This window comes from Neisseria sp. HMSC15G01, from assembly GCF_001808255.1.
GTDB classification, from domain to species: domain Bacteria; phylum Pseudomonadota; class Gammaproteobacteria; order Burkholderiales; family Neisseriaceae; genus Neisseria; species Neisseria subflava_A.
On sequence record NZ_KV792670.1, the window covers coordinates 55,991 to 77,096 of the forward strand.

At 46.6% G+C, this 21,106-nt stretch carries 16 protein-coding genes; 12 read left to right on the forward strand and 4 right to left on the reverse strand.

The features are described 5' to 3' along the window. Positions 1-3: 3 nt before the first annotated feature. The 7 genes from HMPREF3139_RS04040 (at position 4) to clpP (ending at position 8,699) form a co-directional block, all read left to right on the forward strand. Positions 4-771, forward strand: a complete 768-nt coding sequence (locus HMPREF3139_RS04040) for an amino acid ABC transporter ATP-binding protein (RefSeq protein WP_049333845.1) — start codon at positions 4-6, stop codon at positions 769-771. 172 nt (positions 772-943) lie between these two features. Beyond that, entirely contained in the window at positions 944-2,863 is a 1,920-nt protein-coding gene (locus HMPREF3139_RS04045; RefSeq protein ID WP_070460708.1) for an ATP-binding cassette domain-containing protein, read from the forward strand. Between the two features lie 47 nt (positions 2,864-2,910). Further along, the gene (locus HMPREF3139_RS04050; protein ID WP_070460711.1) at positions 2,911-3,264 is read left to right on the forward strand and encodes a nucleolar protein; all 354 of its coding nucleotides are present in this window, start codon (positions 2,911-2,913) and stop codon (positions 3,262-3,264) included. 36 nt (positions 3,265-3,300) lie between these two features. Continuing rightward, on the forward strand, positions 3,301-3,852 hold the full coding sequence (locus tag HMPREF3139_RS04055; protein ID WP_070460713.1) for a hypothetical protein: 552 nt from the start codon (positions 3,301-3,303) through the stop codon (positions 3,850-3,852). 188 nt (positions 3,853-4,040) lie between these two features. After that, positions 4,041-6,485, forward strand: coding sequence for a DNA translocase FtsK (locus HMPREF3139_RS04060; protein WP_070460715.1), 2,445 nt, complete (start codon positions 4,041-4,043; stop codon positions 6,483-6,485). Positions 6,486-6,677: 192 nt separating this feature from the next. Then, positions 6,678-7,988 carry a trigger factor gene (gene tig, locus HMPREF3139_RS04065; RefSeq protein WP_070460717.1) on the forward strand — a complete coding sequence of 437 codons (1,311 nt, stop codon included), beginning with the start codon at positions 6,678-6,680 and terminating at the stop codon, positions 7,986-7,988. 90 nt (positions 7,989-8,078) lie between these two features. Further along, positions 8,079-8,699 carry an ATP-dependent Clp endopeptidase proteolytic subunit ClpP gene (clpP, locus tag HMPREF3139_RS04070; protein WP_070460720.1) on the forward strand — a complete coding sequence of 207 codons (621 nt, stop codon included), beginning with the start codon at positions 8,079-8,081 and terminating at the stop codon, positions 8,697-8,699. A gap of 65 nt (positions 8,700-8,764) precedes the next feature. Here clpP and HMPREF3139_RS04075 read toward each other — a convergent pair whose 3' ends face one another. Further along, positions 8,765-10,750, reverse strand: a complete 1,986-nt coding sequence (locus HMPREF3139_RS04075) for a site-specific recombinase (RefSeq protein ID WP_070460722.1) — start codon at positions 10,748-10,750, stop codon at positions 8,765-8,767. Between the two features lie 227 nt (positions 10,751-10,977). After that, a complete protein-coding gene (clpB, locus tag HMPREF3139_RS04080; protein WP_070460724.1) occupies positions 10,978-13,551 on the reverse strand; it encodes an ATP-dependent chaperone ClpB in 2,574 nt (857 codons plus the stop codon). A gap of 257 nt (positions 13,552-13,808) precedes the next feature. Between clpB and trpS the strand changes: the two genes are divergently transcribed. From trpS to tpx, 3 genes are all read left to right on the forward strand, one after another. Next, positions 13,809-14,819 carry a tryptophan--tRNA ligase gene (gene trpS, locus HMPREF3139_RS04085; RefSeq protein ID WP_070460726.1) on the forward strand — a complete coding sequence of 337 codons (1,011 nt, stop codon included), beginning with the start codon at positions 13,809-13,811 and terminating at the stop codon, positions 14,817-14,819. Between the two features lie 80 nt (positions 14,820-14,899). Continuing rightward, positions 14,900-15,439: a hypothetical protein gene (locus HMPREF3139_RS04090; RefSeq protein ID WP_070460728.1), complete on the forward strand. Its 540-nt coding sequence runs from the start codon at positions 14,900-14,902 to the stop codon at positions 15,437-15,439. Between the two features lie 42 nt (positions 15,440-15,481). Then, on the forward strand, positions 15,482-15,976 hold the full coding sequence (gene tpx, locus HMPREF3139_RS04095; protein WP_070460730.1) for a thiol peroxidase: 495 nt from the start codon (positions 15,482-15,484) through the stop codon (positions 15,974-15,976). Between the two features lie 103 nt (positions 15,977-16,079). Here tpx and ftsH read toward each other — a convergent pair whose 3' ends face one another. Both ftsH and HMPREF3139_RS04105 read right to left on the reverse strand, forming a co-directional pair. Then, positions 16,080-18,041: an ATP-dependent zinc metalloprotease FtsH gene (gene ftsH, locus HMPREF3139_RS04100; protein WP_070460732.1), complete on the reverse strand. Its 1,962-nt coding sequence runs from the start codon at positions 18,039-18,041 to the stop codon at positions 16,080-16,082. 70 nt (positions 18,042-18,111) lie between these two features. Continuing rightward, positions 18,112-18,732, reverse strand: a complete 621-nt coding sequence (locus HMPREF3139_RS04105) for an RlmE family RNA methyltransferase (protein WP_070460733.1) — start codon at positions 18,730-18,732, stop codon at positions 18,112-18,114. A 111-nt stretch (positions 18,733-18,843) separates the two neighbouring features. Here HMPREF3139_RS04105 and yhbY point away from each other — a divergent pair, with 111 nt between their 5' ends. Beyond that, complete coding sequence (gene yhbY, locus HMPREF3139_RS04110; RefSeq protein ID WP_070460735.1) at positions 18,844-19,131, forward strand: ribosome assembly RNA-binding protein YhbY; 288 nt, start codon at positions 18,844-18,846, stop codon at positions 19,129-19,131. A gap of 225 nt (positions 19,132-19,356) precedes the next feature. Further along, on the forward strand, positions 19,357-20,787 hold the full coding sequence (locus HMPREF3139_RS04115; RefSeq protein WP_070460737.1) for a tetratricopeptide repeat protein: 1,431 nt from the start codon (positions 19,357-19,359) through the stop codon (positions 20,785-20,787). Positions 20,788-21,106 lie beyond the last annotated feature (319 nt).

A 21,106-nucleotide genomic window follows, 5' to 3' on the forward strand; every position in this document is an offset into this window, starting at 1 on the left:
GTCATGATTAAAATCCGCAATATCCATAAGACCTTTGGCGAAAATACCATTTTGCGCGGCATCGATTTGGATGTCGGCAAAGGACAAGTGGTTGTTATCTTAGGCCCTTCCGGCTCAGGCAAAACCACGTTTTTACGCTGTTTAAACGCTTTGGAAATGCCTGAACAAGGTCAAATCGAGTTTGACAATGCGCAGCCGTTAAGCATCGATTTTTCCAAAAAACCAAGCAAACACGATATTTTGGCACTGCGCCGCAAATCCGGCATGGTGTTCCAACAATACAACCTCTTTCCGCACAAAACTGCGTTGGAAAACGTCATGGAAGGACCGGTTGCCGTACAAGGCAAGCCTGTCGCTCAAGCGCGTGAAGAGGCTGTCAAATTGCTTGAAAAAGTCGGTTTGGGCGATAAGATTGACCTCTACCCCTACCAGCTTTCCGGCGGTCAACAGCAGCGTGTCGGCATTGCCCGAGCATTGGCGATTCAGCCTGAATTGATGCTGTTTGACGAACCGACTTCCGCGCTTGACCCTGAATTGGTGCAAGATGTTTTGGATACCATGAAGGAATTGGCACAAGAAGGCTGGACCATGGTTGTCGTTACGCATGAAATCAAATTCGCCTTAGAAGTGGCAACCACGGTCGTCGTGATGGACGGCGGCGTTATTGTCGAACAAGGCAGCCCGCAAGATTTGTTCAATCATCCCAAACATGAGCGGACACAAAAATTCCTGCGCCAAATCCGTGCGGACAATGCCGATCTTCAAATTTAATTGAAACGACAGACAATTTGAAAGCATTTCCGACCGTCATTTCATAAAGGCCGTCTGAATTAAGTGAAATAGAAATCGTTGATTTCGTTTTCATACTTGTTCAGACGGCCTTTTATATATCTTTTCAGGTAAAATAACGCCTTTCGTTTTACTCATCCCCTTGCCTGCCATCATGATAGAAATTAAAAAACTCACCTTACAACGCGGTTTGAAAGTCCTACTCGATAAAGCCGATGCCGTAATCAACCCCGGCCAACGCGTTGGTTTAATCGGTAAAAACGGTACAGGCAAATCCAGCCTGTTTGCGCTGATAAAAGGTGAAATCACACAAGATGGCGGCGAAATCCTTATTCCCAAAACATGGCGCCTTGCTTCCGTCTCTCAAGAAACGCCTGATTTAGATATTTCCGCTTTAGACTACGTTTTGCAAGGTGATGCCGAATTGCAGGCTTTTCAGACGGCCTTAGCCCAAGCAGAAGCACAAAACGACGGCATGAAGCAAGCCGAATATCACGCCAAACTTGAAGAAATCGATGCCTATACCGCTCCTGCACGCGCCGCCAAACTACTTAACGGCTTGGGTTTTGCACAAGAAGAACATACCCATCCCGTCAAATCTTTTTCCGGCGGCTGGCGTATGCGCCTCAACCTTGCCCAAGCGCTGATTTGCCGTGCCGATTTGCTGCTTTTGGACGAACCGACCAACCACTTGGATTTAGAAACCGTGTTGTGGCTGGAAAACCATCTCGCTTCCCTGCCTTGTACGCAAATCATCATCTCCCATGACCGCGACTTCTTGAATGCCACCACAACGCAGACCATCGAACTGTCGCAACAAAAATTGACCCAATACGGCGGCAATTACGATTTCTACCAAGCCGAACGCGCCCAACGCCTGGCGCAACAACAAGCCGCTTACGTCAAACAGCAGGCGCAAATTAAACATCTGCAATCCTTTATCGACCGTTTCAAAGCCAAAGCCACAAAAGCCGTACAAGCTCAAAGCCGCATGAAGGCATTAGCCAAACTTGAGCGCATCGCTCCTGCGCATTTGGATAGCGAGTTTTCCTTTGAGTTTGCCAATCCGACCCATCTGCCTAATCCATTATTGAAACTCGACCATGCCGACTTAGGTTATGGCGACAATACCGTTTTACACGATATCACCTTGTCTTTGGAAAGCGGCGCACGTTACGGCCTGTTAGGTGTTAACGGCAGCGGTAAATCCACATTTATCAAAGCATTGGCAGGAAAAATCGATTTACTTTCCGGCAGCATCGTTCGCTCCGAAAAGCTCAATATCGGCTATTTTGCCCAACACCAACTGGATACTTTACGCGCAGACCAAAGTCCGGTTTGGCATATCCAACAGCTTTCGCCCGAAGTCCGCGAACAGGAAATCCGCAACTTTTTAGGCGGTTTCAACTTTGTCGGCGATATGGCGGTTCAAAAGACCGAGCCGTTCTCCGGCGGGGAAAAAGCGCGGCTTGCCCTTGCCATGATTATCTGGCAAAAGCCTAATCTGCTGTTGCTTGACGAACCGACCAACCACCTAGACTTGGATATGCGCCACGCCCTGACACTTGCACTGCAAAGTTTCCAAGGTGCATTGATTGTCGTTTCGCACGACCGCAGCCTGCTTGAAGCGACTACCGACAGCTTCCTATTGATTGACAAAGGCCGTCTGAACAACTTCGACGGTGATTTGAACGACTACCGTCAATGGCGGTTGGCACAAGAAAACGCAGCTGCTGCCCCCGCCGCTTCTGCACAAAGCCAAAGCCGCAAAGACACCAAGCGCATAGAAGCACAAATCCGTCAGGAAAAAGCCAAACGCAGCAAACCGATTCAGCAGAAAATCGACAAAGCCGAAAAAGAAATCGCACGATTGACTGATATTCAGACGGCCTGTGAAGCATTTTTGGCACAAGAATCTGCTTATTCAGAAGAAAATAAACCCAAATTGCAAGAGACACTCGCACAATTAACAGAAACTAAAGTAAAATTAACGCAACTGGAAGAAAACTGGCTGCAATGGCAGGAAGAGCTTGAGCAAATCCAAGTTGATGTCGAAGCCGAGTTTTCCCAATAAAAATAGAGCCATCAGGCCGTCTGAAATAAAACACAATACGGAAAAACATGACTTCAACCATCAAACAAGCCGGGTACTTCTTCGTATCCTCTTTCATCTTGGGTATTTCTCTTCACGCTACCGCCGCAGTTTATTCCTGCGGCAACGGCAGCTATACTTCCGAACCCAAATCCTCCTGCGCACAGGCCGAATTGCCTAAAATCAGCGGCCATCAAGGCAGCGGTTACCACCTCAACATCCGCAGCCTCAATGCCTCTGATGAACGCGCAAGTGCAAAGCCTAAGAAAAAGGCACGCGCGGAAAAATCGGATAAACAAGAGAAAAAAGCCGACAAACCGAGCAAAAACAAAAACGGTGCAAAAGCCAAAAAACAGCAGCCCATGCCGTCTGAACAAGAATAAAATGCTCAACTGCAACGAATCAGCCCTACCTGAATCATGAAAAAATATCTGCTTACCCTATCCCTGCTGCCGCTTGCCATTTTCAACAGCCAAGCCCATGCCGCAAAAATCTACACCTGTGAAGTCAACGGCTCAATTGTCTATACCTCGCGCCCAAGCGGCAACTGCCAAGCCGTCAACGATTTGCCGATTGTCGGCAAATACAGCAGCAGCCGATACGACGCCCCGGTCAGCGATACGCCGACACTCAATGCGCCGACATCACAAATAGCTCCGGCCAAAAGCAAAAACACAGCGACAAAATCCAACCATAAGGCAACGCCCAAACCAGCTCCTGTCCGCACCGCTTCTGAAACAGCTCCTCCTCCGGTTCCAAAATCCTCCGGCGTCAACAGTCGCCGTTCTATTTTGGAAACCGAGTTATCCAATGAACGCGCGGCTTTGGCCGATGCCAAAAAGCAACTGAGCCAAGCGCGGACAGCCAAAGGTGGCAGCGTCAATCAACAGGCCATCAGTACGCTGCAAGGTGCGGTTTTGGATAGAGAGAAAAACATTCAAGCCCTCCAGCGCGAACTGGGCAGAATGTAAGTCCAAATCAATCAAAACATCAGGCCGTCTGAATAGGTGGAAACGAAATCCAAAATTTTCGTCACGCCAAACAGACGGCCTGAATCCTATAATGATTACGCCCGTTTCAATTTCTTGTGCCTAGTAAATACGGTATAATTTACCCTTTACGCACATTACCTCCGGTCTTTTCAGACGGCCTTTATCTCATGACTGCAAAATCTTCTAAAACCCAAACAAAAAAACGCGTCTCTACCAAACCGGCAGCCAAACCGACCACACGCAAATCCACCAAAGCACAAACTCAAGCCGACAATAAAGTCTCCCAACGCCTGAAAGCCGCCAAAGAGCTGCAAAGAAACGAAGAAAAAAAAGCGCGTCCCGAGCATGTCGTCAACTTGATTAATGATGCTTTATGGCTGTTTGGCTTGGTTATCACCATTTATCTGGCCATTTCCCTGGCCAGCTTCAGCATGGACGACCCTGCCTGGTCGCGCAGCGTTCCCAAAAGCAACGATGTCGCCAACCTTGGCGGCCTCTTTGGCTCCTATCTTTCCGATGTCGGATATTATCTGTTCGGCTTATCATTTTGGTGGTGGATAGCCGCCTCTTGCGTTTTCCTCTACAAAAACTTCCGCCCCATGAAAAAGCAGGAAAACCATAAGCCCTACAATCACGGCGTAGCCGCTTTGGCATTATTCCTCCTGCTGGTGTGCAGCCCGATTATCGAACATTTCCTGTTTGACAACGCATTGAGCGAATCCCTTCCCGTTGGAGCCGGTGGATTGGTCGGCCTGTTGGCCGGTTCAGGCTTGGCTTGGCTGTTAGGCAAGTCGGGCAGCCTGTTGATTATGCTGGTGATGTTGCTTTTATCCATTTCCCTGCTGGCTCAGGTGTCATGGTTGGAAGTCATGGCCAAATCCGGCAGCCATATGGGCGGCCTGTTTGGCAGCCTGATGAAAAAACTGTCTCAATTCCAAAATAAAAAAGAAGATGTCCACTCCGAAGCTTTGGAAACCCAAAATACGCGCCGCATGGTTAAAGAGGCCAAAACCATTACCGCCACTCCGGTTGCTCCGTTGGCAGGCAGCAGCAGCAACCGTAAAACCGTCGCCGTATCCGTTGCGCCGCCCCCTAAAATCCAAACTTCCCTGTTTGACGATACTGAACCTAAAAACAACGGCGAATACCACAAACCCAACATGAATCTGTTGCGTATGCCGTCTGAAGAACCGGTTGCCGTCAATCCGGATGAATTGCAACAAACCGCAGAATTAATCGAAGCCAAGCTGGCTGAATTCGGCATCGGCGTACAGGTTGTTTCCGCTACTTCCGGCCCTGTGATTACCCGCTACGAAATCGAACCGGCACAAGGTGTCAAAGGCAGTCAAATTGTCGCCCTGTCCAAAGATTTGGCGCGCTCGATGTCTCTGCAAGCGGTACGCATCGTAGAAACCATTGCCGGTAAAAACACCATGGGCATTGAATTGCCCAACGAGAAACGCCAAGATGTCATGTTGAGCGAAATCCTCTCTTCATCCGTGTTTACCGACGCCAAGTCCAAACTGACCGTTGCCTTGGGTAAAGATATTGCAGGTACCCCCGTTGTCGGCGACTTGGCAAAAATGCCGCATCTTTTAGTCGCAGGTATGACCGGATCGGGTAAATCTGTCGGCGTGAACGGCATGATTATGTCCATGCTCTTCAAAGCCACGCCCGACGAAGTCCGCTTCATTATGATTGACCCGAAAATGCTGGAATTAAGCATTTACGACGGCATTCCGCATCTGCTCTGCCCGGTTGTGACCGATATGCGTGAGGCAGGCCAAGCATTGAACTGGTGTGTTGCCGAAATGGAAAAACGCTATCGCCTGCTTTCCCATGCCGGCGTGCGTAATTTGGACGGTTTCAACCAAAAAGTCGAACAAGCCAAAGCAGCAGGCAAACCATTGCTCAACCCGTTCAGCTTAAATCCTGACGATCCTGAGCCTCTGGAAAAACTGCCGTTGATTGTGGTCGTTATCGACGAGTTGGCTGACTTAATGATGACCGAACGCAAATCCGTTGAGCAGCAAATCGCACGTCTTGCCCAAAAAGCGCGTGCGGCAGGTATTCACATGATTGTCGCCACTCAACGCCCAAGCGTTGATGTGGTTACCGGCCTGATTAAAGCCAACATTCCGACACGTATGGCCTTTACCGTACAAAGCAAAATCGACAGCCGCACTATTCTTGACCAAATGGGTGCAGACGAATTGCTCAAATACGGCGACTCGTTATTCCTGCAACCGGGCAGCGCAGAACCGACACGCCTGCAAGGTGCATTTGTTTCCGATGATGAAGTACATCAAGTTGTCAATTTCGTCAAAGAACAGGCTCCAACCAATTATGTGGAAGGTCTGCTCAGTGGCGAAGCGGCCATCGAGACCACCAATATTGTCAATCCGAACGCAAACAGCGATGAGTTATTTGATCAAGCCGTTGCCTTCGTATTGGAGAGCCGCAAGACTTCCATTTCCGCCCTGCAACGCCAATTGCGCATCGGCTACAACCGTGCCGCCAATTTGATAGATGCGCTTGAAAATGCCGGTGTTCTTTCTCCGGCAGACATCAACGGCAGCCGACGGATTCTGGCACAAAAAGACCAGCTGTAAAAAACAACAATATCAAAACACAAAGGCCGTCTGAAAAGAATTTCCCACTTTTCAGACGGCCTTTTTATGTTATTCGTGAAACATTGTGTTATACTAAGCAGCTAAATTTTGACCTTATGCACGCTTCCGAAATTCTTCGGAATACTGAGCAGAAGGATAACCGTTTAAACACAACAAATTTAAGGGCTTACGATGAGCGTAACTGTTGAAACTTTAGAAAATCTGGAACGCAAAGTAGTATTGTCTCTGCCTTGGTCCAAAATCAACGCAGAAACTGAGAAAAAACTGAAACAAACCCAACGCCGTGCAAAAGTTGACGGCTTCCGTCCGGGTAAAGCACCGTTCAAAATGATTGCCCAAATGTACGGCGCAAGCGCACAAAACGACGTTATCAACGAATTGGTACAACGCGAATTCTACGAAGTTGCCGTTGCTCAAGAATTGAAAGTTGCCGGTTACCCACGCTTTGAAGGCGTTGAAGAACAAGACGATCAAGAGTCTTTCAAAGTTGCCGCTATTTTTGAAGTTTTCCCTGAAGTAACTATTGGCGACCTGTCTGCCCAAGAAGTAGAAAAAGTTACTGCGACTGTTGGCGATGCCGAAATTGACCAAACTGTAGAAATCCTGCGTAAACAACGCACCCGCTTCAACCATGTTGACCGCGAAGCCCAAAACGGCGACCGCGTCATCATCGACTTTGAAGGCAAAATCGACGGCGAACCTTTCGCTGGCGGCGCGTCTAAAAACTACGCTTTCGTATTGGGCGCAGGCCAAATGCTGCCTGAATTCGAGGCCGGTGTTGTCGGCATGAAAGCCGGTGAAAGCAAAGATGTTACCGTAAACTTCCCTGAAGACTACCACGGTAAAGATGTTGCCGGTAAATCTGCCGTATTCACCATCACTCTGAACAACGTTTCTGAAGCCACTTTGCCTGAAGTTGATGCTGACTTTGCTAAAGCTTTGGGTATTGAAGACGGCGACGTTGCCAAAATGCGCGAAGAAGTGAAGAAAAACGTTGGCCGCGAAGTTGAGCGCCGCATCGGTGAACAAACCAAAGAATCTGTAATGAATGCCCTGCTCAAAGCAGCCGATTTGCAAGTTCCTGTTGCTTTGGTCAACGAAGAAGCCGCCCGCTTGGCAAACGAAATGAAACAAAACTTCGTTAACCAAGGTATGGCTGACGCTGCAAACTTGGATCTGCCTTTGGATATGTTCAAAGAACAAGCAGAACGCCGCGTTTCTTTGGGTCTGATTTTGGCTAAATTGGTTGAAGAAAACAAACTTGAGCCAACTGAAGACCAAATCAAAGCCGTTGTTGCCAACTTCGCAGAAAGCTACGAAGATCCTCAAGAAGTTATCGACTGGTACTACGCAGAGCCTTCCCGCCTGCAAGGCCCGACTTCTTTGGCAGTAGAAAGCAACGTTGTTGATTTCGTTCTGAGCAAAGCTAAAGTAACCGAAAAAGCGCTGTCTTTTGACGAAGTAATGGGCGCACAAGCTTAATTGCTCCAAGGCCGTCTGAAATAGACAATCAAAAGCACCGAAGCGCTTTAAATGGCTTTGGTGCTTTTCCATCATTAACAGGAGACAAAAATGTCCTTCGATTTCAATAACTACCTTGTCCCTACCGTTATCGAACAAAGCGGTCGCGGCGAGCGCGCATTCGACATCTACTCACGCCTTTTGAAAGAGCGCATCGTTTTCTTGATCGGCCCAGTGACAGACGAATCTGCCAACTTGGTTGTTGCGCAATTACTGTTCTTGGAAAGCGAAAACCCAGATAAAGATATCTTCTTCTATATCAACTCTCCGGGCGGTTCGGTTACTGCCGGTATGTCGATTTACGACACCATGAACTTCATCAAACCTCATGTCTCTACTTTATGCTTGGGTCAAGCGGCAAGTATGGGCGCATTCCTGTTGTCCGCAGGCGAAAAAGGCAAACGCTTTGCCCTGCCAAACAGCCGCATTATGATTCACCAACCGCTCATCAACGGCGGCTTGGCGGGTCAAGCTTCCGATATTGAAATTCACGCTAAAGAGCTGCTGAAAATCAAAGAGAAACTGAACCGCTTACTCGCCAAACATTGTGATCGCGATTTGGCCGACTTGGAACGCGATACCGACCGCGACAATTATATGTCTGCCGATGAAGCTAAAGAATATGGTTTGATTGACCAAGTTTTGGAAAACCGCGCCTCTCTGCAAGCCTAATCTTTATCGGTTTTAAATTAAAAGGCCGTCTGAAAAATATATATTCAGACGGCCTTTCTTCAATCCTACTTCGTATTGTCTTTGTTATTCACTTGAACCGGATACAGTAAAATCAAAGGATTGGCTTTAACTTGACTCCAGAAGCTTTTCAGCAGATTACGCATACTGCCCAAACGCGTGCCGCGAGAACGGAGTGCAACGGCCAAAGCTAAAGAAAAGCTGACCACCAGATTCACCATGCCGATTGTCAATACACTTGCCAAGCCAAGCATAAAAGTGAATATATCTGCATGACCGCTAATCGCGGCATAACCCAAATTTGCCGAAGAGAACGCCACATGGCGAATATCCAGCGGCAAGCCGAAAAGATGGCCAAAATAGCCTGTCATGCCTAAAAGCATACCGAAAATAAAATTACCCATAAGCGAGCCGTAATGCTTATGAATATAAGCGGCCAACCGGCGGCGCGGCTCCGGAGGCATGATTTTTCGTAAAAACGGATTAAACGGCAGGCGCTGACGCAGGTTCAGATAATCGGAACGGTTGTCAAAAAAACCGGCAATAATACCCGAACAAAACAACCATACGCCGGCAATAGCGGCATACCATAAGGTCGGTTGGGTAAAAATCTCAATGGATTTGAACTGATAGGCCGTAACTGCCTCATTTAGCAAGGGCTGACCATGCGTATGAGCATAGCCCAAAGCAATCCCTGCCGCCAACAATACCGCAATCGATACATTGCCAAACACGGCGACACTTTGCGAACGGCACACGTCAATCAGCAGTTTAGCCAATTTATTGTCCACCGCTTTGCTGCCTTCATTCGAGTCCACCTGTTCGGCAAAGCTCGCTGCCGTCATGGCAGGCTGCTTGGTTGCAACAGTGCAATGCAGCATATGAATCAGCATAAAGCCTAAACCATAATTGAGCCCGGCTAAGAATGCAGTAGTAAATTCGCCGAACCCCAAAGACGCAATATGGATTTTATTCAATGCCATCAAAGCAATAATTACGCCGCCGCCTGCTGCGGAATAAAACATTTTGAAATATTCGCTACGGTTGCGCGTAATGTAATGCTCGCCATGATGACTTTTGTTTTCCGTAATACTACGTGCCAGCATTCGGATACTGCTTTTACGCAAGTGGCTGGTGCTGTATTGCTCCACCGCCGCATAAATCATCGCATTCATCAGATTGACGGTTAAGCGGGTTCGGCTGGTTTCGATTTGAATATTGGTCAACAATTTCAGGCGGTCTATGGTTTGCTGCAGGCGTTCGAGCAAGTGGGCAACTTTTACTGACGAACCAGACCCGGCTCCGGTACCACGACGGCGCAAATAGTCAATTTGCTTTTCACACTGGTCAAACATAACCTCCAAATGCGCCGTGTCATAAGTTTCTTCGCTATGGCGATAGTGTTCCACCATCTTCGCAATTTCGCGCTGTAAAGCGACAAATGCAGAATCCGCTTCCAACAAACGGGGGGCAATCCGTATTAAATCCGGCTCAATCGCTTCGGAAGCAATCCAGATGGACAACATTTCCACCGCACGCAAACGTGCATCTGTTAATTGTCGGCTGGCCGTCTGGAGTAAAGCGGGATCCGCCTTAGCCAACAACAATTCATACATACCCAGCCATTGTCGTAAACTCAGTGTTTGCAACCATTTATCATCGTTTTCAGAATGAAAAAGATATAAAAATACTTCGCGCAAGTTGGAAAAATCTTTATAAGACGGACTGAAGCGCTCATAAATCCGTATGCCCATTTCCCGGGTAAAACTATGGCGCGAGAAAATACCCAGTTTAATCAGCGCAGGATAAATGTGAACTTTAGACAGCCAAGTATAAAAGCGCAGGCTGAATTGACGACATAGAGCATCGTCTTGTTTTAACGTAGATAAAATCAAATCAAAACGTTCGGAGGCCTTCTTTTTGCCTCCTCGGCGCAAAAATTTGATTAAGGCATTGAGGATAAGAACAAAGTCGGTATCGTTTAAGCGTTCCGACAAAATAATGTGAAGATTTTGATTAGTCAGTTTTTGCATTGTAGTATTATTACATTAAATCAGATATTTAGCAAGAACCTTGGTAAACAAGTCAAATTATATCGCATTCTTTATCAAACTAAGGCATAAGATTTTACTCAATTCCCCTAAAATTCAAAGAATAATCAAATTACATAACAAATATATGATGTGAATCAATAACTAGGAAAGGCCGTCTGAATTCCTTCAGACGGCCTTTTACAACAGCATACTACATTGTTTTAAACTTATGCAAACAAGAGCTTACCACCCTCTTCTTTAACATGGATTGTGCTATCAGGTGCATATTTGCCTTCAAGCAATGCTTTTGCCAGCGGGTTTTCGATTTCTGACTGAATGGCGCGTTTGAGCGGACGGGCACCATACACAGGATCAAAACCGGCTTCGGCAATCAGATCCAAGGCAGCATCATCGACTTTCAGATGCAGATGTTGTGCTTCCAAACGTTTTTCCAAACCTTTGAGCTGGATTTTCGCAATGTTGCGGATATTCTCCTGATTCAGTCCGTGGAACACGACCACTTCGTCGATACGGTTGATCATTTCGGGGCGGAAGTAGGCCTTCACTTCTTCCATCACCGCTTCTTTCACCGCTTCGTAGTCCTGAGTACCCATTTGTTGGATATGTTTGCTACCAATATTGGAAGTCATCACGATAACGGTGTTTTTGAAGTCCACTGTTCGACCTTGTCCATCGGTCAAGCGGCCGTCATCCAATACTTGCAGCAAGATGTTGAACACGTCCGGATGGGCTTTTTCCACTTCATCCAAAAGAATCACGCTGTATGGTTTGCGGCGGACTTGCTCAGTCAGGTAGCCGCCTTCTTCGTAGCCGACATAGCCGGGAGGCGCACCGATTAAGCGGGCAACAGCATGTTTTTCCATGTATTCGGACATATCGATACGAATCAGATGATCTTCGCTGTCAAACAGGAAGCCTGCCAATGCCTTACACAATTCGGTCTTACCCACACCGGTCGGGCCTAAGAACAAGAAGCTGCCATAAGGTTTATTCGGATCGGCCAAACCGGAACGGCTCCGGCGGATAGCGTCAGACACAGCGCGTACGGCTTCATCTTGACCAACCACGCGGCGGTGCAATACTTCTTCCATCTTCAGCAGCTTGTCGCGTTCACCTTCCATCATTTTTGACACAGGAATGCCGGTCATACGGGAAACGATTTCGGCCACTTCATCCGCGCCAACTTCGGTACGGAAGAGTTTGTTTTGTTTTTTGCCGTCGGGGTTACTTTCCGCAGCTTGCAACTGTGCGCCCAATTTCGGCAACTCGCCGTATTCGAGTTCAGACGCGCGGGCAAAGTCGCCTTGGCGTTTGGCCTGCTCGATTTTGACTTTGATGTCGTCCATCTGTTTCTTGATGTCGGCAGTGCTGGAAGAGGCGGCTTTCTCGGCTTTCCAGATTTCGTCCAAATCAGCGTATTCTTTTTGCAAGCCGTCGATTTCCTCGTCTATCAGTTCCAAACGTTTTTTGCTGGCGTCATCGCTTTCTTTGGCAACATGCATTTTTTCCATTTTGAGCTGGATGATGCGGCGGTCGAGTTTGTCCATCTGCTCGGGTTTGCTGTCCAGCTCCATTTTGATGCGGCTGGCAGCTTCGTCAATCAAATCAATCGCTTTATCAGGCAGGAAGCGGTCGGTAATGTAACGGTCACTCAACTCCGCTGCGGCAACGATAGCAGGGTCGGTAATATCGATACCGTGGTGGATTTCATAACGCTCTTGCAAACCGCGCAAAATAGCGATGGTATCCTCCACACTTGGCTCACCAACCAATACTTTTTGGAAACGGCGTTCGAGTGCCGCATCTTTCTCGATGTACTGACGGTATTCGTCCAAAGTAGTTGCACCGATACAGTGCAATTCACCACGCGCCAAAGCCGGTTTCAACATATTGCCCGCATCCATTGCGCCGTCGGTTTTACCTGCACCAACCAAAGTATGGATTTCGTCAATGAAAATCAAAGTGTTGCCATCGTCTTTAGCCAAGTCGTTCAACACGCCTTTCAAGCGTTCTTCAAATTCGCCACGGTATTTCGCGCCGGCAATCAAAGCCGCCAAGTCCAGAACCAAAAGGCGTTTGTTACGCAGGGATTCAGGTACTTCGCCGTTAACAATACGTTGCGCCAAGCCTTCAACAATAGCGGTTTTACCCACACCCGGCTCACCAATCAGCACAGGGTTGTTTTTGGTACGGCGTTGCAATACTTGAATCGCACGACGAATTTCATCATCACGACCGATAACAGGGTCGAGCTTACCGTCACGGGCGCGTTGAGTCAGGTCAAGTGTGTATTTTTTCAAAGCATCGCGTTGGTCTTCGGCATTCGCATCGTTCACGTTTTGTCCTCCTCGTACCGCATCGATCGCGGCATTGATATTTTGTTCGGTCGCACCGGCTTCTTTCAAAATTTTGCCGGTTGCATCATTCTGCTGAACCAAAGCCAACAGGAAAAGTTCGCTGGCGATATAGGCATCGCCACGTTTGGTCGCAGCCTTGTCCATCAAGTTCAATACAGCTTGCAGCTCACGACTAGGCATAATATCGCCACCTTGACCGGATACTTTTGGCAAGCTGCTCAAATGTTGCTGCAAACGTTGTTTTACTTGAGGCACATTCACACCTGCATGAGCCAGTAACGCAGCTGTACCACTGTTTTGATCGTCAAGCAATGCTTTTAAGATAAAGCCAGCCTCAAGGTAGCTGCTGTCCGCAGCCAAAGCCAGACTTTGACCTTCTTGCAGAGCTTGCTGAAATTTGGCAGTCAATTTATCAAATCTCATTTTAAGTTCCTCTTCAAATATATTCTGTTAGAGCCTATATAAGCGCAAATGTGGATAACTCAATAGCTATTTACTCCATTAACCAAAAATTTTTATTACCTTATTGTTTTATAAAGTTTTATTTTTATAATTTTATGTGTATAACTTTATTATCCAGTTACCCTTTACTCAAAAGGCCGTCTGAAAAATCAAGAATAATCAGGTATAATCGGCACCATATTTATTTTCAGACGGCCTTTGTGCCGAAGGATACTTTCATGAGCAAAAAACGAGTTTTAACAGGCGTTACCACAACAGGTATTCCACATTTAGGCAACTATGTCGGTGCCATCCGCCCGGCTATCCGCGCAGCGCAAGATTCCAATACTGAATCATTCCTCTTTTTGGCCGACTATCACGGCATCATCAAATGTCATGAGCCGGAAATGATTCATCAATCTACTCAAGCTGTTGCCGCCACATGGCTCGCCTGCGGACTCAATCCGGAACAGACCACTTTCTACCGTCAAAGCGACATTCCCGAAGTGATGGAGTTGAACTGGATTCTGACCTGTATCACTGCAAAAGGCCTGATGAACCGCGCCCACGCTTATAAAGCCGCAGTGCAGGCAAATACCGAAAACGGTCAGGAAGATCCGGATCATGGCGTGGAAATGGGCCTGTACAGCTACCCTATCCTCATGACTGCCGACATTCTTATGTTCAATGCCCATGAAGTACCAGTCGGTCGCGACCAAATCCAACACGTTGAAATGGCACGCGATATTGCCGGCCGCTTCAACCATCGCTTCCAAGAACTCTTCACCCTGCCTGAAGTAAAAATCGACGAAAATGTCGAACTCTTGGTCGGCTTGGACGGACGTAAAATGTCCAAATCCTACGGCAATACCATTCCACTTTGGGAAAATGACAAGAAAACCCAAAAATCGGTTAACAAAATCATCACCAATATGAAAGAGCCCGGTGAACCGAAACAGCCTGATGAAAGTCCTCTGTTTGAAATCTACAAAGCCTTCTCCACGCCGTCTGAAACTGCCGAGTTCACGCAAATGCTGGCCGAAGGCCTTGCTTGGGGTGAAGCCAAGAAACTCTTGGGCGCAAAAATCAATGCCGAGCTCGCAAAACCGCGCGAGCGCTACAATGAATTGACAGCCAAACCCTCTCAAATTGAAGACATTTTGCAGGCCGGCGCACAAAAAGCGCGCAAAGAAGCACGCGAATTGTTGGATAAAGTACGCGATGCAGTAGGTATTCGTCCGTTGAAATAATAGCAAGGCCGTCTGAATATTTCAGACGGCCATAATATCGTTTATCATTTGAAATATAATCGTTTTCTAGGGTTTCTCATATGAAAAAAACCTTTCCCCTTATCTTGCTCAGCCTTTCATTGGCTGCCTGCGGCGGTAAATCTGAAGATACTGCAGCCAATGATGCTGCTTCAGACAAAGCGCCCAAGCCTACCTTCAAAGTTAAATATATCGATGAACAAGCCATATCCGGTTTGGATTTGGGTACAGCACAAGAAGGCGAAACCAAAGAAGGCAAAAAACAACGTACCTACCCGATTAACGGTATAGAGGGTGGTGTCATTAATCTGATTGGCAAGCACCCTACCGACTTAGAAGTCATCAGCGGCCAATGCATGGAAAAAAATGAAAAAGGTGTTCCAGCCGGCTGGTCAGCCAACGGCGTCTGCCACACTGCCTTTGCAAAAATGGTGGACAATATTGCCCAAGACGGCAGCAAGCTGACCAACTATCTGATTTCACACGCTGCTTTGCAGCCTTATACCGAAGGCAAAAGCGGTTATGCTGCCGTACAAAACGGCCGCTATATTTTAGAAATTGACAGCGAAGGCATGTTCTATTTCCGTCGCCGCCATTACTAAACCCCTGACCATCCTATTTTCCTCTGACACAAGGACTGAATCATGGCTCAAGTTACTTTCCAAGGCTCACCTATTTCTACAAACGGCAATTTGCCCGCTACCGGCCAAGTTGCACCTGATTTCACATTGGTAGCAGCAGACCTATCTGAGAAATCATTGGTTGACTTCGCAGGCAAACGCAAAGTGCTGAATATTTTCCCTAGCATTGACACTGGCGTATGCGCCCAGTCCGTCCGCACTTTCAACAAACGTGCCTCATCTTTGGACAATACCGTCGTCTTGTGCATTTCTGCCGATTTACCGTTTGCACAAGCCCGTTTCTGCGGCGCAGAAGGTTTGGAAAATGTAGTGACACTTTCTACATTCCGCAGCAGCTTTTCTAACGATTACGGTGTTACACTGACAGAAAGCCCATTACGCGGCTTGACTGCCCGTGCAGTGGTGGTTTTGAACGAGCAAAACCAAGTTCTCCACGCTGAGCTGGTATCGGAAATTGCGAACGAGCCTGACTACGAAGTAGCCTTGGCTGTTTTGTAATTGACTCAATAAAATCAGGCCGTCTGAAACTTTTCAGACGGCCTTTAGATTATCTTCAAAATAAAAACGGTAGCTTAAAAGCTACCGTTTTCTGTTTCAAACCTTATACAGGTTTATCTGTTTTGTCTGCTTCTACTGACTCAGTATTCTGAACCTCATTTTGCTCAACAGGTTCAGCAGCTTCAGCAACAGGCGCTTCAGGCTCTTCTACTTTGTCATCGCGGACATTGTGGCTGTAATCTTTAGGCGGACTAGGCTGTTTACCGGCCATAATTTCCAAAACTTGGTCTCGATCGATGGTTTCCCAATCCATCAGTGCCTTGCACATGGTTTCCATCTTATCGCGATTTTCATCCAAGATTTTGTAAGCCACTTGGTATTGCTCATCCAAAATACAGCGGATTTCCGCATCGATATCTTGTTGGGTTTTCTCGGAAATGTTTTGAGAACGGGTTACGCTGCGACCCAAGAATACTTCACCTTCGTTCTCAGCATAAACCATCACACCCATTTTGTCGCTCATACCATAACGCGTTACCATCTCGCGTGCCATTTGAGTTGCACGCTCGAAGTCGTTAGATGCGCCGGTAGAAATACGGCCGACAAAAATATCTTCAGCAATACGACCACCAAATAAGATTGAGATCTGGCTCAGCATTTGGTCTTTGTACATGCTGATACGGTCACGCTCAGGCAGCTGCCAAGTCAAACCCAATGCACGGCCACGAGGCATAATCGTTACTTTGTGAACCGGATCGGTAAACGGCAGGCTTTCCGCTACGATTGCATGACCTGCATCATGATAGGCTGTCGCACGTTTTTCATCTTCGTGCATCACCATGCTGCGACGTTCCGGACCCATGTAGATTTTGTCTTTAGCATCTTCAAAGTCGCTTTGATCGACTTTAACTTTATTACGACGACCGGCAAACAAAGCTGCTTCATTGACCAAATTTGCCAAATCCGCACCTGAAAAACCAGGGGTACCGCGTGCTAAAGAGGTCAAATCTACGGATGCATCCAAAGGTACTTTTTTAGCGTGTACTTTCAAGATTTGCTCACGGCCACGGATATCAGGCAATGGAACAACGACTTGACGGTCAAAACGGCCCGGACGCTGCAACGCTGGGTCAAGTACATCAGGACGGTTGGTTGCTGCGATCACAATAACGGTTTGGTTGCTTTCAAAACCATCCATTTCAACCAACAATTGGTTTAATGTTTGCTCACGCTCATCATTACCACCACCCAAACCAGCACCACGCTGACGGCCAACCGCATCAATTTCATCGATAAAGATGATACATGGCGCGTTTTTCTTGGCCTGCTCGAACATATCGCGGACACGGCTCGCACCGACACCGACAAACATTTCTACGAAGTCAGAACCTGAAATACTGAAGAATGGCACACCGGCCTCACCGGCAATCGCTTTAGCCAGCAATGTTTTACCCGTACCAGGGCTACCGGCTAACAAAATACCGCGAGGTACACGACCACCCAGGCTTTGATAGCGGTTAGGCGATTTCAGGTAATCCACGATTTCTTGTACTTCTTCTTTTGCCTCATCACAACCGGCAACATCGGCAAAAGTAACTTTATTGGAATCTTTGTCCAGTAAACGTGCACGGCTCTTACCAAAAGAGAATGCGCCGCCTTTACCGCCACCGCCGCTTTGCATGCGCATGAAGTAGAACCATGCACCGATCAACAATAAAACAGGCAGCAGGCTGTAAAACAGACTGGCCAGCATGCTTGGTTTTTCTTCCGGAGTCACTTTGACGCGTACTTTGTTGTCCAACAGTGTTTTAACCAAGTTGTCATCTAAAGGCGCATTGGTATAGAAGGCAGTTTTATCGGTGCGCTCACCTTTAATCAGATAGCCGCTGACAACAGATCCTTCAATATTGACATTGGATACTTCGCCACTATTAACTTGCTGAATAAATTGAGAATATTCGATTTGCTGTTTATCTTCCTGCTTATCGCTGAGCGCATTGAATGCTGCTAAAAGCATAGCACCACCCACTACCCAGACTAATATGTTTTTAATGGTATTCCCCACTGAACAGGCTCCATGGTTACAAAATAAATAAAATCAAGGGAAAGAATTTTAAAGCACCCACCCTACATTGTCAGCGTTTATTTTTACCTAATAGGTAAATCTCACTGGAACGATTGCGGGAAGCATCCGGCTTTCGAGTTTGTACACTGGCAAAAATTTCACGCATAGCCGCCGTATACTCTTGATAACCCGCGCCTTGAAACACCTTCACTAAAAAACTGCCGCCGGTTTTCAAATGTTGGGAGGCAAAATCCAAGGCCAGTTCACACAAATAAAAACTGCGTGCCTGGTCGGTTACGGCATTGCCTGACATATTGGGTGCCATATCACAGATTACAAGGTCTAACGGACGATTATCCAATAAGGCTTCAAACTGCTCCAAAACAGCATCTTCCCTAAAGTCACCCTGAATAAACGACACACCTTCAATAGCTTCCATCGGCAAAATATCCAAAGCAAACACTGCTCCTGTTTTACCGACCAGCTTGGCCGCAACCTGTGACCAACTTCCCGGCGCGCTGCCCAAATCCGCCAAAACCGTACCTGGCTTGATTAATTTGTCTTTTTGATTTATTTCCAATAATTTATAAGCCGCTCTGGCACGATATCCGTCCTTTTGTGCCATATGGACATAATGATCGTTGACGTGCTCATGCAGCCATGCTTTTGAAGATTTTGAGCGTACAGCCATCTTGATTTGAAATGCTTAAGTTAAAATCAGCATTGTACGTTATTTCCCCCGTAAATGTTCTAAATCGCGTACAATATAGCCATTATTCTTTTGAATTGGATACTTATTAATATGAACGACAACAAATTAAGCACCAAAGAAATTTTGGCCTTGAAAGCCCAAGCACACCACCTCCACCCTGTCGTAATGGTTGGCCAACAAGGCTTGACCGACTCGGTCATCAAAGAAACCGATGCCGCATTGACAGCACACGAATTGATTAAAGTCCGTGTTTTTGGCGATGATCGTGCTGAACGTATTGAAATTTGCAATGCCCTGTGTGAAACACTGGGGGCTCAACTGGTGCAACATATTGGCAAATTACTTGTTTTATGGCGTAAAAAACCGGACGACGAATAATTTAAACTGAATAAACAGCAGAAGTATTTTCTCAACCCACTTTAATCATATCCTTCTGTTGTATTTATGCAGTACGAAATGATTTATTCCATTATTCTAAGCATAAAAATACAAATACGGTTGTCTGTTTTTGTAAATAACCTCAAAATTACAAAATCATAACGGCCGCACTCTGTCGGCCGATTATTTTATTCTTAATCCTTCGCAAAATATAAAAGCAAACCGATGAATGCTCAACAATATGAAGAATCTTTTCTTATAGCAGAAAAATTGATCACTCAAGACCCTCCTGACTTTGCACGAGCCATCCCATTGCTCTGCGAGGCAGCAGAAGCCGGGCATGTTGAGGCCGCATTTCAGCTAGCAGGATACCTGATTGAACACCACGAAAATGCTCAAGATTTAGCAATTGCAGTTGAATATTTAAAGCAAGCTGCAAGAGGTGGTCATCCATACGCCCGCTATAATCTTCTCCAGTTACAAGAAAATAATGGAATAGAAATAGAAAAACTCATTGCAGCCTATCAAGAGCTTGCTGAAGAAGGATTAGCCCCAGCACAACTACGCCTCATGCGTTTATATGCAGATAATGGCAATGACCAAGAAGCAGTCAAATGGGCATTGAAAGCTGCCGAACAGCAAAATCCTCAGGCGCAATACTTCTTAGCCCAACATTACCAATATTCCAGCTCTTCTGATTTGGAATATTCCCATAAACTTTATCAGCAATCCGCTGCACAGGGATTTATTGCAGCACACTGGCAACTCGGTCTCCAATACAAATTGGGGCAAGGTGTCGCACAAAATCCTGAAAAAGCAATCGAACATTTACGTATTGCCGCCGATTACGACATTGTTCCAGCGCAAACTTCTCTTGCGGAACTCTTAGCCGCATCAAATCCTGCTGAAGCATTGGAATGGTTTGAAAAAGCTGCCGCACAAGGTGACAGCAATGCGAATGTAGCACTTGCCGAAATCTATCTGCTAGGCAAAAACACCGAACGAGACCCTCAGAAGGCCTATCAGCACGCTAAATTTGCTGCTGATCAAAATGATCCGGAAGGTTTGCGCCTTTTAGGTGATATCTATCGCTACGGATTGGGACGAGCAGTTGATGCTGACACCGCACGCCAATATTATCAACGCTCGGCTGATTTAGGTAATCTTGCCGCTTACCAAAAACTTCTGTCTGACAGCGCATTGAATAACCAGCAAAACTATGAGCTAACCAAAGAAATCGCCCTCCAACGTCAGGAAGCCGAGCGTCTGTACAAGCTGGCATTTGCAGCGCACTATGGCTTAAAACGCAAACAGAATTACGCTGAAGCACTGGAGTTATACCATCAGTCCGCAGAACGTGGACACAGTAAATCCCAAACCAATCTAGGTATGATGTATTACTGCGGACAAGGCGTACCTGTCGACTACGCCCAAGCTGCAAAATGGTTTGAAGCAGCGGCCAAACAAAGAGACACGATGGCTCAATATAATCTTGCCTGCCTGTATTATCACGGCATGGGTGTAAAAAAAGACATCAACAATGCTTGCTTCTGGTTGCAAGAAGCCATCCAACATGGACATGAACAGCAAGACGTTCTCAAAGAGCTTCTGACTCAATGGAAGCAATTCTCTCAAAAAGGCTCTACTGATAATTAGAGGCCGTCTGAAATTCTAACTTCCTACATAAATGACATGTCAGCGCTAAAGTAGCCTGTACATGTCATTTTTTTCATTTACCCTTCCTCAACAATCGCCATCTTCAAATCCCATTTCTCCTTAATCTCTTTAGAGTCTTCAGACGGCCTATTCTCTTTGTAAAAAACCAGATAATCTAAATTTAATTTTCTATTTACAACAAAATTTGAAAAATATTTTTCGTATTCGAATAAACTTTCTCAAATATCTGATGCTTTTTTACTGTATCCACTCAATATCTCGATTTAAAAACAAGCTACATAACTCTTTTAAAAAATCT

Excerpts from the sequence above, each read along its gene's own strand:
- HMPREF3139_RS04050 (WP_070460711.1), top strand. The coding sequence starts at position 2,911 with ATGACTTCAACCATCAAACAAGCCGGGTACTTCTTCGTATCCTCTTTC.
- HMPREF3139_RS04045 (WP_070460708.1), top strand. The coding sequence starts at position 944 with ATGATAGAAATTAAAAAACTCACCTTACAACGCGGTTTGAAAGTCCTA.
- HMPREF3139_RS04060 (WP_070460715.1), top strand. The coding sequence starts at position 4,041 with ATGACTGCAAAATCTTCTAAAACCCAAACAAAAAAACGCGTCTCTACC.
- HMPREF3139_RS04090 (WP_070460728.1), top strand. The coding sequence starts at position 14,900 with ATGAAAAAAACCTTTCCCCTTATCTTGCTCAGCCTTTCATTGGCTGCC.
- yhbY (WP_070460735.1), top strand. The coding sequence starts at position 18,844 with ATGAACGACAACAAATTAAGCACCAAAGAAATTTTGGCCTTGAAAGCC.
- HMPREF3139_RS04075 (WP_070460722.1), bottom strand. The coding sequence starts at position 10,750 with ATGCAAAAACTGACTAATCAAAATCTTCACATTATTTTGTCGGAACGC.
- tig (WP_070460717.1), top strand. The coding sequence starts at position 6,678 with ATGAGCGTAACTGTTGAAACTTTAGAAAATCTGGAACGCAAAGTAGTA.
- HMPREF3139_RS04055 (WP_070460713.1), top strand. The coding sequence starts at position 3,301 with ATGAAAAAATATCTGCTTACCCTATCCCTGCTGCCGCTTGCCATTTTC.
- clpB (WP_070460724.1), bottom strand. The coding sequence starts at position 13,551 with ATGAGATTTGATAAATTGACTGCCAAATTTCAGCAAGCTCTGCAAGAA.
- trpS (WP_070460726.1), top strand. The coding sequence starts at position 13,809 with ATGAGCAAAAAACGAGTTTTAACAGGCGTTACCACAACAGGTATTCCA.
- HMPREF3139_RS04040 (WP_049333845.1), top strand. The coding sequence starts at position 4 with ATGATTAAAATCCGCAATATCCATAAGACCTTTGGCGAAAATACCATT.
- HMPREF3139_RS04115 (WP_070460737.1), top strand. The coding sequence starts at position 19,357 with ATGAATGCTCAACAATATGAAGAATCTTTTCTTATAGCAGAAAAATTG.
- HMPREF3139_RS04105 (WP_070460733.1), bottom strand. The coding sequence starts at position 18,732 with ATGGCTGTACGCTCAAAATCTTCAAAAGCATGGCTGCATGAGCACGTC.
- clpP (WP_070460720.1), top strand. The coding sequence starts at position 8,079 with ATGTCCTTCGATTTCAATAACTACCTTGTCCCTACCGTTATCGAACAA.
- tpx (WP_070460730.1), top strand. The coding sequence starts at position 15,482 with ATGGCTCAAGTTACTTTCCAAGGCTCACCTATTTCTACAAACGGCAAT.